The sequence below is a fragment of the Chryseobacterium defluvii genome, from assembly GCF_003634775.1.
In the GTDB taxonomy this organism is placed as follows: domain Bacteria; phylum Bacteroidota; class Bacteroidia; order Flavobacteriales; family Weeksellaceae; genus Chryseobacterium; species Chryseobacterium defluvii.
On sequence record NZ_RBXB01000002.1, the window covers coordinates 35,234 to 49,375 of the forward strand.

8 protein-coding genes and 1 tRNA gene are annotated in these 14,142 nt (G+C 36.6%); 7 read left to right on the forward strand and 2 right to left on the reverse strand.

All coding sequences use genetic code 11. The features are described 5' to 3' along the window. Window positions 1-81 precede the first annotated feature (81 nt). The 6 genes from BCF58_RS06960 to BCF58_RS06990 all read left to right on the forward strand — a co-directional run bounded on the left by BCF58_RS06960 (window position 82) and on the right by BCF58_RS06990 (window position 11,963). Complete coding sequence (locus BCF58_RS06960) at window positions 82-1,662, forward strand: T9SS type A sorting domain-containing protein (protein WP_121461096.1); 1,581 nt, start codon at window positions 82-84, stop codon at window positions 1,660-1,662. A 12-nt stretch (window positions 1,663-1,674) separates the two neighbouring features. After that, window positions 1,675-5,241 (forward strand): hypothetical protein, encoded by a 3,567-nt coding sequence (locus BCF58_RS06965; protein WP_147462042.1) that lies wholly within the window; start codon window positions 1,675-1,677, stop codon window positions 5,239-5,241. A gap of 8 nt (window positions 5,242-5,249) precedes the next feature. Continuing rightward, window positions 5,250-8,810, forward strand: a complete 3,561-nt coding sequence (locus BCF58_RS06970) for a DUF6443 domain-containing protein (RefSeq protein ID WP_121461098.1) — start codon at window positions 5,250-5,252, stop codon at window positions 8,808-8,810. A gap of 9 nt (window positions 8,811-8,819) precedes the next feature. Then, window positions 8,820-9,101: a hypothetical protein gene (locus tag BCF58_RS06975; protein ID WP_121461099.1), complete on the forward strand. Its 282-nt coding sequence runs from the start codon at window positions 8,820-8,822 to the stop codon at window positions 9,099-9,101. Window positions 9,102-9,632: 531 nt separating this feature from the next. Then, the gene (locus BCF58_RS06985) at window positions 9,633-11,165 is read left to right on the forward strand and encodes a M20/M25/M40 family metallo-hydrolase (protein WP_121461100.1); all 1,533 of its coding nucleotides are present in this window, start codon (window positions 9,633-9,635) and stop codon (window positions 11,163-11,165) included. A 99-nt stretch (window positions 11,166-11,264) separates the two neighbouring features. Continuing rightward, window positions 11,265-11,963 (forward strand): hypothetical protein, encoded by a 699-nt coding sequence (locus tag BCF58_RS06990; protein WP_121461101.1) that lies wholly within the window; start codon window positions 11,265-11,267, stop codon window positions 11,961-11,963. Window positions 11,964-12,111: 148 nt separating this feature from the next. Here the strand turns inward: BCF58_RS06990 and BCF58_RS06995 are convergent. Both BCF58_RS06995 and BCF58_RS07000 read right to left on the reverse strand, forming a co-directional pair. After that, window positions 12,112-12,198, reverse strand: a tRNA-Ser gene (locus BCF58_RS06995). Window positions 12,199-12,253: 55 nt separating this feature from the next. Then, window positions 12,254-13,273, reverse strand: a complete 1,020-nt coding sequence (locus tag BCF58_RS07000; RefSeq protein WP_121461102.1) for an asparaginase — start codon at window positions 13,271-13,273, stop codon at window positions 12,254-12,256. A 164-nt stretch (window positions 13,274-13,437) separates the two neighbouring features. Here BCF58_RS07000 and BCF58_RS07005 point away from each other — a divergent pair, with 164 nt between their 5' ends. After that, window positions 13,438-14,100 carry a TrmH family RNA methyltransferase gene (locus BCF58_RS07005; protein WP_121461103.1) on the forward strand — a complete coding sequence of 221 codons (663 nt, stop codon included), beginning with the start codon at window positions 13,438-13,440 and terminating at the stop codon, window positions 14,098-14,100. Window positions 14,101-14,142: the final 42 nt, after the last annotated feature.

Genomic DNA, 14,142 nt, shown 5'->3' on the forward strand with positions numbered 1-14,142 from the left:
TGAATTGAATTGCTAAAATTTGTTAAATTTGCAATATTTTAATAATAAACACTAGTATTAACTTTTAAATACACAAGATAGATGAAAAAAATCTACATGAGTGCATTCTTCTTATGCACTACGGCTGTGCTGTATTCTCAAAACGTATTGTGGCAGAAAGACATCAAATCCAATACCCAGGATTTCCTTTCACAAGTAACCACTACTATTGACGGACAGTATCTTATCACAGGAAGCTCCATTCAAAGCTCTAAGTCTCAGGCTTCAGGCAGTAAGCAAAATAACGGCTACGATTTCCATTTAGTCAAGCTCAACCAGCAAGGCGAAGAAGTCTGGGAAAAATACTTCTCAGGACAGAACCATGATTTCTTATCTTCTAGCATCGCTACCCAAGAGGGTGGATTTGTTTTAGCAGGTACCACTTTCTCCTTGAAGGGACAGGATAAAAAAGACGAGTCCAAAGGAGGCTCAGATTTGTGGCTTATTAAAATCAATGAATTCGGGGAAGAGCAGTGGCAGAAAACATTAGGGACTGCTTCCGATGAAGAAGCCAGAGCTGTGATTCAAACCACAGATTTAGGATACTTTGTAGCAGGAAATGTTCAGAACTCAGCTAAAGGATATGGTTCTAAAGATATATGGATCATAAGACTCGATAAAACAGGAAAGCAAACTTCAGAACTGATCTTAGGAGGAAAAGGACTCGATGAAGTGGAGAAAATGATTCCGACCAAAGATGGAGGTGCATTATTAGGAATCTATTCCAGAAGCACTATCGGAGGATCCAAGAAAACAGAAAACTTCGGTGAAGGCGATTACTGGATCATCAAGCTTTCTAAAGACGGAAAAGTGGAATGGGAAAAGAACTATGGTGGAAAGGCAGATGATCATCTGAGAACCCTTGCTTTAACTTCCACGGGATATTTGATTGGTGGAGAATCCAGATCAGAAAGATCAGGAAATAAAACCTCTGGAATAGAAGAAGGAACAGATTTATGGTTGATTTCTTTGAATGAAAGAGGGGAAGAATTATGGCAAAAATCCTACAATTTTAAGAACAGGGATGTACTTATGGGAATGAGTGTGATAAGCGGGAAGCAAGAAGCAGGAGGCGGGAAGCTTTCAACTGACAACTCTACCCTGTCAACTAAAGGCATTTTATTGGGAGGTTATACCCAGGCAGAAGGAAGAATAGAGAGTGATGATGAAACATTCTGGATGTTGTATCTGAATCAGGAAGGGAAAGAAGAGTGGAGAAAACATGTGAAGGGAGAATCCAGAAAGAAGGAAGAAAGATTATCGGATATCAAGCTTAACAGGGATGGTTCGATCATTTTAGCAGGAACTAGCGCAGAGGAATTAGGAAAGGAGAACTGGAAGATCGTGAAATTAGGAGACGGACAAATTGATCAGTTGATTGAAAAGCAGGACATCAAAGTCTATCCAAACCCTGTATCGGATTACACCTATGTAGAGATCGGGTATGAATTTAAGGAAGCGGATATTTTATTGTATGATATGAGTGGTAAGTTATTACAGCAAACCAAGACCAAGAATAAGGTAACGAAGATCAATACTCAGCCTCTGATCCAGGGAGCTTACCTGATCACGATAAAAACAGATACCAATCAAAACGCAAGTGCGAAAATCATTAAGAAATAAACACAAATAGTAATGAGAAAAATATATATGTGGAGCATTATTGCTCTGGGAGGAATTGGTATAATGAAAGGACAGAAATCTTCTGAACTGGATTTTAAAACACCTATGCCGCCCGAATCCTTTCAATTCAAAAAAAGATTAGTAAACAATGTGTCACTATACACAGGTCAGCCAAGTATCTCAATTCCAATTTATACCATTGACTTAGATGGAATGGAGATTCCTATCTCTATTTCCTATAATTCAGGAGGAGTTAAAACAGATGAAGATGCCACATTTGTTGGATTGGGATGGTCACTAGATATAGGTGGAGAAATCAATAGAACCAATCATGGAGCATTGGATGAAAATTATCTGATGGCAACATCATATGATGCTCCGGAACAGGGTATTGGTAATTTAAAATCAGTAAACGTTAATTCGTCCGGGTTCCCCGGTTATAGTGAACAGTATTGTTCATCCAATTTAACTGCTCAGATACAAAATATTACCAATTTTTATCAAAGAGCTTATGATTCAAGTGACCCATTAGCACCCTATGAAAGTGTGGATGCAAGACCTGATGATTTCTTCTACAGTATACCCGGGCACTCCGGCAAAATTATGTACAGTCAGAAGACTTCAAAATTTGTGATTATCCCATTTGATGATATCAAGACTGACTATAGCATATCGAATACATCCTATGGTTCTTATACAAAGAAGAATCTGGATTTTGTATTCATCTCCTCTGATGGATACAAATTTAATTTTGGAAGGGGCGGAATTAAATCTATGTATAAGTTGATGACGGGTGGACGTTTGTTCGACCAGACATGGCAGGTCGGGAGCATAACTTCCCCTGTAGGCAACACTGTAACTTATTCTTATTTACCTATAGAATACTCTCTGTGTACTAATTTTTTCCCAGTAAGTACATTGATAAAAAGTACAAACCAAATATCTACAGAGTATATGAAATGTAACGAAGTTTCAAATAAAGATAATTTACCATACACCATTCTTTTCCCTGAAGGTAAAATAGAATTTATGTATGATAACAGAATAGATTTGATGCCCAATTCAAAAAGGCTTACTAAAATCATCGTGACTGATCTTTCAGGAAAAGCTATTAAAACGATAGAGTTTAATCAAAGTTATTTTGATGCAAATGATGATCCTTATCCGTACAACCCCAATAGCCCGGATTATGCAAATATTGTCAATAAGAGGTTAAAACTAAATTCAGTTAAAATTATTAATGGTAGCAATAATTCTCCGGGTTCTAATGAATCCTATGAATTTGATTATTATCTGTTTGATAAGATCCCAGCTAAAACGACAGTAAAGAGGGACCATTGGGGATATTTCAACGGGGGTACTTATAGCACATCTACTTTCCCGAAAACAAAACAAATCAACAGTCAGTACTCCCAAACGTTTAGTTTAAAAAGTGTTAAATATCCTGAAGGCGGGACAAAAGAGTTTATTTATGAAAGCCATACGGCAATACCCCACTCAAGAATAAGAAGATACTATGATGATATTACTGATGATGGCTTTACCATTAAAAATGAAAGTTTATATGTAAGTGGGTATAATCTTTTAAACTATTATCCTACTCCATCAAACCTACAACTTAGTAATTATCCTCCCGGACATAAAGTAATCTTAGGAAATGAGTTTGAAATAAAAGCTCCTGATCAGTCCATGTCTCCTAATGAGGTGTCTTTAAACATTAATTCCAGTCTGCCTTTTCAGGTTCCAGACTATCAAAATATTAATAGCGAATATAATTATGTAGCATTTCAGATCCAAAAAAAATCAGGAAATGATTTTGAATTTTTCAGGGATTTGGGGAAAATTTCCAAATCAGAAAACATGAACGGAATAGAAGGGAAAATAGACATCAATACAGGTACATCATCATCACTCAATACAGGTATATATAGAATCATAATGATCGTTTATCAACCTACTGTTAATGATTCCAATAATGTGAATGTTGGTCATAGTTCGTCGGTAAACTTGAAATACAGACAAACAATATCTGATGAAGTCAAAATCGGGGGACTTAGAATAAAACAAATCAACACGTATACCAACGGAAATATTTCTTCTTCACCGAACTATGTAACCAAGTATTCTTATGTACAGGATGATAATACTACATCTTCTGGTAAAGCAATGAATGCTCCAAGCTATTATGAATTCTTTAAAATGAGAAGTCCATCTTCTGGAAACGGATTAGATTATATACCTGCTCAGTATACCTTGACAACCAGAATGTCTACTGAGCCAATGACTCCATTATATAAGACTTCCGGAGCTAATGTTGGCTATACGAAAGTAACAAAAACAGATGTCAACATATCAAATAATTCTGAAATTAAGGAATCCAACTACTTTAGTTTTCAGGATCCATATTATAGTGAAATTTCTTCATACTCATTGTCAAGAGAGCAGGAACCTCAAAGCTGGCAGAGAGGAAAACTTTTAAGTACTCAGTATTTCAAGAATAATGAAGTAGTAAGAGAAATCAGCTTTGATTATAATGGAGAAGCAATAGAACATGAGCTGGATGAAGTAGATGAGATCACAACAGATCTTGTTGACTACACAGAATTTTATTGTGGAACGGAATGGAAAACTTCCAAACATATAGACCTATCAAATACTTATGCTGCTGATTTTGTCCAAGACCCCAATCTTTTAATTCCATATAATTTGTATAATCCGACAGGTCATCTTTCAAGCACCTACATTCCTTACCGCAAAATCTATTCAGGTTTTGATAAGATAAAATCAAAAACAATAAAGGATTTTGTTAATGGGGTTCCAACCCTGGTAACAAAAGAAAGCTTTTTTTACTACAATAATATATATAGGCAACTGGAAAAGCAAAATACCATTTATCCGGATAATACAACTACAGAAAAATCTTTTAAATATGCTTATGAAAAAGGTAATCAATTGATGATTGAGAAAAATATGATTGGTATTCCATTGGAAACGGTTTCTACGCAAACTATTGGCAATATAACCAAAACATTATCGAGAACAGAAACGATATATCCAACTTCGGTCCCAACGGCTGAAACAGGAAGTTTAGTACTGCCAATCTCAGTGTTATCTTATGACCTTCAGAATCCCACGACAGTATCTACTGAGATAACATACAATAAATATGATACTCAAGGAAACCTATTGCAGTATACTCTTAAATCAGGGATTCCTGTAGCTATTGTATGGGGATATAACCAGACACAACCAATTGCTAAAATAGAAGGAGCAACTTATGACCAATTGGTAAGTTCAGGACTTATATCTTCTATTGTTTCGGCATCTGATTCGGATGCCTCTAATCCGGCAAACGAGGGAGCTTTAATTGCAGCATTAGATAACTTCCGAAACAATACATCTTTATCGGGGTATCAGATTACAACTTATACCTATGATCCTTTAATTGGAGTAACAAGCATTACTCCACCTTCAGGAATCAGGGAAGTATATGTCTATGATACTGCGAATCGATTGGAGAAGATCGTGGATGTCAACGGCAAGCTGCTGAAAGAATTCAAGTACAACTATAAAAACTAAACACAGATATGAAAAAAATAATCATCCCGATAAGTGCTTTATTGGTAGCTGGCTTAGCTCATGCCCAGACCACTCCAAGCAGTACCGAAAACTATGTATATACGAAAACCTATTTATCAGATCCGACAGCAGGAACTCCAAAAACCTCAGAAACCATCCAATATTTTGACGGATTGGGAAGAGCAAAACAGGCCGTGAATGTAAAAGCGTCCCCAACAGGAAAAGATGTGGTTTCCCATATTGAATATGACGGATTCGGAAGACAGGTCAAAGATTATCTTCCTATTCCACAATCAGGGACCCAGAATGGAGCTATTTATACTTCACCCCTGGGAAATGCTTCAACAATTTATGGAGCTGAAAAAATCTATGCTGAGAAAATATTGGAAAACTCACCATTAGACAGGATTCAGCAACAAATTCAGGTAGGAAACGATTGGAGTACCAAACCTGTGAAGTTTGATTATGATGCCTGTACGGTAGCTGATGGAGTACGGAAATTTACCACTTCCACGATTTGGGAAAACGGAGCCACCAAAACAACATTAGGTGAGAACTGGCTGTATACTGACGGACAACTCTATAAAAATACCGTAACGGATGAAGATGGCAACAAAACCATAGAATTCAAGAATGGAGAGGGTCAAGTGGTTATGGTGAGAAAGGTAGTAAGCTCCACAGAGAATGCTGATACCTATTATGTTTATAATGAGTACAACCAGCTGGTTTATGTTCTTCCTCCACTAGCGAGTATCAGAGGAGATATTGCAACCAATACTGTCAAGCATGATGAGCTGTGCTATCAATACCGTTATGACGGCAGAAGCAGGCTTGTAGAAAAAAAGCTTCCCGGAAAAGGTTGGGAATATATGGTGTATGATAAGCAAGACCGCCTGGTAGCTACTCAGGATGCCAAACTGAGAGAAAATGGACAATGGCTATATACCAAATATGATAAATTTGGAAGGGTTGCTATCACGGGTATTTCTACAGGTTCTATATCAAGAGCCTGGGAACAGAACGAAGTAGATGGATTGGGTTCTAATAATGTAAACAGGATCAATTATGTATTCTTCAACAGACAGGGCATGGATGTGTATTATGATAATCCCGACACTTCGTATCCTAATTCAACAAAATGGGTCACATTATTGTCTTTAAATTACTATGACTCTTATCCTTCATACAGCTTCAACCCAAGTTTCCCGGGAACCATTTACGGAAAACAGACTTTAACGGATAACCCGGCAACCATAGGAAAAAGTACCAAAAGTCTTCCTGTGATGACTTTTGTAAAAAATATCGAAGATGATAACTGGACCAAAAATTATAGTTATTATGATACCAAAGGAAGAACCATTGGAACACATTCCATTAACTATTTAGGAGGCTATACCAAAACGGAATCTGATCTGGATTTTGCAGGAGCAGTACAGCAAACCAAAACCTACCACAAAAGGTTAAGTTCCGATACAGAAAAAGTCATTACCGAAACATTTGAGTATGACAACCAAAACAGGCTTAAAAAACATTACCATCAGGTAGAGAGCCAACCACAGGAATTATTGGCAGATAATACATACAATGAATTGTCACAGCTAATCAATAAACAAGTAGGAAACAATCTTCAGAGCATAGATTATCAGTACAACATCAGAGGCTGGATGACCAGGATTAATGATCCTGAAAATTTGGATGAAAAACTCTTTGGATATGCAATTAAGTATACCAATCCTGTGAATGCACCGGGAAGGTATAATGGAAACATTGGTGAAGTGGATTGGAAAAAAAGGGTAGAAATCGGGACTGAAAGTATGTTAAAAAGATACAGCTATCATTATGACCCGCTTAATCGGTTAACAGAAGCCGCATTTTCAATACCTAATACAACCGTTCCTTTCAATGGGTATTATGATGAGGGAATAGAATATGATCTGAACGGGAATATCACTCATTTGTCAAGAAATGCACCTTCTTTTTATAGCAATAATTATGAAATTGTTGATGATTTGGCGTATGAATATGATGGAAATAAACTTCACGTAGTGAATGATGCCAGCGGAAACCCTTCCGGCTACGAAGGTGGTGGGAATCCGATTGAGTATGATGCTAATGGCAATATGATCAATATGCTGGACAAGCAGATTAATCAGATCGGATATAATTTCCTTAATCTTCCGAATGCTTTTGGGATCAATAATAATACGAATAAGTTGCTCTACCTGTACCGGGCGGATGGGACCAAGCTCAGAAAACTGACCCATATTACAAAACCAGACGGAGTGTTTGGTATCTTTACGGAATACCTGGATGGTTTTCATTATTTAACCACACAGGGATCGCCTGATAACCAGGATAATCCTATTGATTTTGCTTACGAACAGGAAGCCTTTATTGATAAAGTACTTCAGATAAAACCTGATCCCGAACTGCAATTTGTTCCAACAGCTGAAGGATTTTATGATTTCACAATTAATAAGTATATTTACCAGTATAAAGATCATTTAGGAAATGTAAGGGTAAGTTTCCAGAGAAAAGATAACGATGTTCAGGTTGTAGACAGTAATGATTATTATCCTTTTGGAATGAGCTTTATAAGAAATGCCGAAGAGGAGTCTTATTTTGGAGCAGGAAGTTATAAAAATTATAAGTACAATGGAAAGGAATTACAGGAGACAGGGATGTATGATTATGGAGCAAGATTCTATATGCCGGATATTGGTAGATGGGGTGTAATGGATCCGTTGGCGGAAATGATGCGTCGCCATAGCCCTTACAATTATGTATTTAACAATCCTATTAATTTTGTCGACCCAGACGGTAGGGCTCCTGGAGGTCCAGGTGATCAGGGTGATGGAAAAACCATTGAGATAGAAGAAGTTGTAATTTATGCACAGAAAAAAACTCGAAGTTTTTGGAATTGGGTTAAAAGAACTTTTACAAATCAATATAGTGCTAAAACTAATGCTGATAAATATGGGGGATTAAATTCTTACCGTCAATGGCAAGGCAGTCCGTTTTATAATGAAGGAGAGACTAAGATGGACAGGATATTCCGCTTGATAGGCAATAGCAAAAATGAAGAAATGTTGAATTTTGGAGGCGGAGCGTATAATATGTATGGAGGTTATGGAAGAGTTACAAATGTATCCAAAGCTGTAAAAGTAACTCCAGAAGTCAAATTTTCTAATACTCCCTCACCAATAACGTCTGCTTATGTTAATGGGAAGCAAGTTGGTGTTATAGATTATAGTGGCAGTGCTGTTAGAATGGAAATCAACCTATCAAAGGATATGCAAGGTATGGGAATAGGTTCTAAAATATTTAGCACTGCAGTTGAAGGAGAGACAGCATTTGAAGCCCAATGGGTACAAAGTACTAAATTATATGGCGAAACAGGGGCTTCAAAAAATTTAATTCAGTATAATAACGCTATACAAAGTGGAGCAAGCCCAACCGAAGCAGCCTGGAGTACTTGGTCTGGAAGTCAGGCAAAAGCGAATGGGTTTAATAATGTTAGTGTACAACCAATGCAAAATGGAATAAAGGCTACATTTACAAAAGAATAATAAAAATTTATGACTACAGTTTTAATTCAAAATATATTTAGAGATTTCCAAAATGATGGCTACTTTTTGTCATGCAAACCAAACGGAGTTATAGATGTTGGGGATTATATTATATTTAATAAAAATACTAAGGCTGAGATTATTTCTATTGAAGAGGGATTATATGGTATTTTATCTCTTTCTATAAAAAAAGAATCTCTTTCAGACCCTGAAATTGATTATGCTTTTTTATGTAATCAAGAGTTTTTAATTGAAAAGGCTGATAAAAAACCCGCTACGCAAAGTTTGTAACTTTAAGCGGATAAAAATAACCCCACTGCAATAGCGGTGGGTTTTGTTTTGTAAAATGGTTGTGTCTTCATGTGGAAAACGAAACATTATTTGTATAGAAATTTTATTTATTACAGCCTTAAAAATCTCTATCTTTGTATTAAGCACAAATAGTATTATTTTATGGAAAAGCTAAAGAACTTAAGAAAGAAGCGGGGGTACACACAGTAATATATGTCAAAGATTATTTCTACGGAGTCTCTAACTACAGCCGTAAAGAAAATGGCGAGGTAAGAATCTTTGATGATGAATGGGAAAAACTCGCTAAAGCATTAGATGTTCTGGTGGAAGAGATCAAAGAAGAAGGCCCTTAAGATCTTCAAATTAACCATAAGTAACTATAAATTTATAAGATAACAACAAACCCTTGCAACTTGCAAGGGTTTGTTGTTATCTTGAGGCAAATAAATTTTATTTACAAGATTTTATAGAAAACACATTTTACATTGGTCATATTTCTATATTTGTACATCATCACCACAAAACCCTCTCATGAAAAAACTCCTCTTCCTCATCCTCGGTATCCTCATCATTCTCATTGCCGTTCTCCTTATCAGAACATTCACCTATCCATTCAAAAAAAATAGTTCCGGAACAAAATCAGGTTGGAAAGCGATGAAAAACGATTCTGCTGTCCAAAGATTTTCAGGTGGACTAAAAATTCCTACGGTCTCAACAGGTGAGCTGGGAAACTTTGATTATTCTCCCTTTGAAACATTTAAAGAATATCTTAGAAATTCATATCCGCTGGTCTATCAAAATACAGAAAATTATGAGATCAATAAGTACGGGTTGGTGTTCAGGCTGAAAGGGAATAATCCTAATCTTGAGCCTATTTTATTTCTCTCTCATATCGATGTGGTTCCTCCTGGAGATGCTGATATAAAGAATAGCCGGGAAAATGTTTTTATCCCAAATGATAAACCACTATCTCCCATTACAAAAGTGGCGGCAGACTGGGATTTCGGTCCGTTTTCAGGTGCGGTTGCAAATGGAAGAATTTATGGACGGGGCGCGATTGATATGAAAGGAATGCTTTTCTCCTTAATGGAATCCATGAACAACCTGATCAAAAGTGGATATACTCCGCAACGTGATATATACCTGGCTTTCGGTTTTGATGAAGAAGTTGGCGGAGCCAAAGGAGCAGCACAAATTGCAGTCCATTTCAAAAAACAGGGACTGAAGTTCGAAGCCGTATATGATGAAGGCGGATTGATTTTAGAGAAGGGGAGTGTGAAAGGAATCAACTCTGATGTGGCAGTCATCGGATGTGCAGAAAAAGGCTTTCTCTCTGCCAAAATCAAAGTGAAAGGTTTGGGTGGACATTCTTCCATGCCTCCGCTGGAAACCGCAATGGGAAAAGCAGCCATCATTATGCAGAGACTGGAGGATGATCAGATGAAACCAATCATGACTCCACTCATTAAACAATTCTTTGATAATGTGGGGGGAACAATGCCTTTTGTCAACAGATTAGCCATTGCCAACCAATGGTTTTTGAAACCTGTTTTACTGTCACAGCTAACCAAGAATAACAGTACGAATGCTTTAGTGAGAACAACTACAGCTTTAACCATGATGAAGGGAAGCGATGGCCCCAATGTTCTTTCGCCCGAAGTTGAGTTTATCGTTAATTTCAGACTACTTCCCGGAAATACAGTGAAAGACGTTAAAGACCATATTGCAAAAGCTACGGAAGGATTTGATGTGGAGATAGAAGAAATAGATAATACAAAAGAAGCTTCTGCCGTTTCATCCACCCATACAAAAAGCTTTACAATCATTGAAGTAGGAATTAAAGAAATTTATCCGGATGCAATTGCCACACCCTATCTGACCATTGCGGCTACAGATGCCTATAAATATCAGATTGTAAGCAAAAATATCTACAGGTTTATGCCTATTAAGATCAATGACGCTGAAAGGCAGAGCATCCATAGTACGAATGAATACCTCAGTATTGAAAACTATATGAAGATGATTCATTATTTTGAATACATTATGAAGAATTATGATCAATAGTTTTCAATGAAATATTTAAAATATTTTTCAGAAAAAAAATAACACGTCAAGTTTTGTCGTATTACCGGAATAGCTTTGTTTCAAATAAAATACGAAGCTATGGAATTGCCGTTTTACTTGAATTATAACGAATTTGAAAATCATTATTACAAAAACCTTGAGAAATGGTTTGAGCAGTATCATAACACCAATGAAATTGATTATTTAAAAAACTTGGCAGAATTATACGCTCCCTATCTCTATTATAGCTTTGCCAACGACAGGTTGCAGGCAGATGCTTCCATTCAAATCAAAGACTGCTTTTTCCCGAATCACGACAAGATCGGAATTTCCTTCTGCAATCAATGTGAAAACGGGAAACCAACCCATGCTGTCAAGGGAATGAATCATATATTCGAATGGAAAACAATCAGTATGATGGAATATGCACAGCATATTTTAGATAAGATTAACAGGCATCTTTTAAAGAATAATGTCAATCTTGATGATAAGACTATTATAGACTATGTGAATCATTATGAAGTGATTACTTCCAGGGAAGGTGCCGGGTATTGCGTTAATTATAATCAGCATCAATCCACTATACCTTTTTTAAAAGCCTATCTGCCTTATTTCGGAAGAACGGTAGATATGGTAAAATACAGGGAGTTTCTTTTCTCCATTGTTCAGATTGCAGAATTTATTGATCACAAATTAAAATCTGTACAGAATTTTGAAAACATGATCTACACCAAATTAAAAGCAGAAGCAAAATTCAAAGTACATATGAATCATCAGTTTTTGACGATATGTAATTAATATATATTTCTAAAGAACATTCATTTCAACTTCATTATATTTTCCAGAGAAACTCTTGGTCAGGAATGATCGGGAGTTTTTCTTTTAAGGTATAAATAACGCAAAAAAAAATCCTAAATTGCTCATATTGAGAATTTAGGATAATTTGCAGAGAGGAAGGGATTCGAACCCTCGATACAGTTACCCGTATACTACCTTTCCAGGGTAGCTCCTTCAACCACTCGGACACCTCTCTATTTCGAGATTGCAAAAATAGTGTATTTTCTTGAATTAGCAAATTATTTGCGCAATTACTCGGAAATTTCTCCACAAAGACTTTTGGAAAAGTTTTCCGCGAAGGTTCCCTCATAGTTAGGATTGTCAATTAAGTGCATCGCTTTGGTAATGGCACTTTCCGCCGTTATATCTTTTCCGCTGATGGCTCCGATTTTGGAAAAAATATTACTGTTTTCATACTTTCCGAATGAGATTCCTCCTGAAATACACTGACTTACCACTACGATTTCCGTTCCGTTATCCCGGATCTCCTGAAGGATTTCCTGTGTCTTTTCACTGCTGAAAATAGTTCCCGAACCAAAAACCTGTAAAATCAAAACTTTCATTCTTGGGATTTCCTTAAAATGGCTTAAATGCATTCCCGGAAAAATACGCCAGAATAAAACATCTTCAGAAACATGATCATCCACGGTAAATGTACTGTCTTTTGAATCAGACCGGTAAAGATTCTCTTTAATAATATTTAAATGTACTCCGGATTGCCCTAACATAGGATAATTGGGACTCGCATAGGCATCAAAATACTCCGCAGAATATTTTAAGGTTCTGTTTCCCCTTAGGAGCTTGTATTCAAAATAAATGGCAACCTCCTGGATTACGGCCTCATCATTTTCATATAAGCTGGCATAATAAAGGCTTGTCAGAAGATTTTCCTTGGCATCGGTTCTTAAATCCCCGATCGGCAGTTGAGACCCTGTTAAAATGACAGGCTTTTTTAAACCTTTAAGCATGAAACTTAAAGCAGAAGCGGTATAAGACATCGTATCAGTGCCGTGAAGAATCAAAAAGCCGTCATATTTTTCATAATTCTTGTGAATATAGTTGGCTATAATCTTCCATTCTTCCGGTCCCATATCTGAAGAATCCAGAGGCTTGGCAAAAGGATGTACAAATACTTCACACTCCATCAGTTTCATTTCTGGCATTTTTTCAAAAATATTCCCAAAATCAAAGGCACGCAGGCTGCCGGTTTCATAATCTTTTTCCATACCGATGGTTCCTCCGGTATAGATGAGCAGGACTTTTCGTTTCATGTACTTTTTATTAAGAATTTGAGCCTGTTTCAGGTTCGTAACCTCAAAATTACGTTAATTTGCAAAGATTTGAAAATGAATGGACGTTTATGGGTGAAATTATATGATAATAAGCCTGTCATTGTGAACGTTACGTCTGGCTACTGGAAAATATATATCATCAGATGAAAGATTTAGCACAAACTTTTGAATATTTAAAACAATTCTTAACGGAAGAAAGGCTGAAAAAGATAGAACATTTTTCTCAGGAAAGCTCTGATTTTGTGCTTCCTGTAATGGAAGATGTCTATCAGTTTAGAAATGCGGCGGCTATTGTAAGGTCTGTGGAAGCCTGCGGATTTCATAAAGTGGTTGCGTTGGAGGAAGAAAATATCTTCAACCCGAACCTTACCGTAACCAAAGGTGCCGAAACCTGGGTAGAAGTTGAAAAAATGCCTAAAAATATTGATTCTTTACAAGCTATTAAGGAAAGAGGATATAAAATTTTAGCCGTATCCCCTGAAAAAAATGCGGTTATGCTTCCGGATTACCAGATTACTGAGCCTATTGCTTTAGTGTTCGGGACAGAATTGGAGGGGGTCTCGGATGAAGTAATTGAATTTTCGGATGAAACATTAGCCATTCCTATGTATGGCTTTACAAAAAGTTTCAACGTCTCTGTAGCAGCAGGAATCTGTATGTATGAGCTCAAGCAAAAACTCCTTAATTCCAGGGTTGACTATAAACTTGATCAGGAAAAACTGTTAAAAATGAAAATCCGCTGGGCTGTGAATTCCATAAGAAGCGGTGAACAGATTTTTGAAAAATACCTGAAGGATAATACCTGAATAATTGAGTGAGCTACCAATAAATAATAATGCAAAATATTT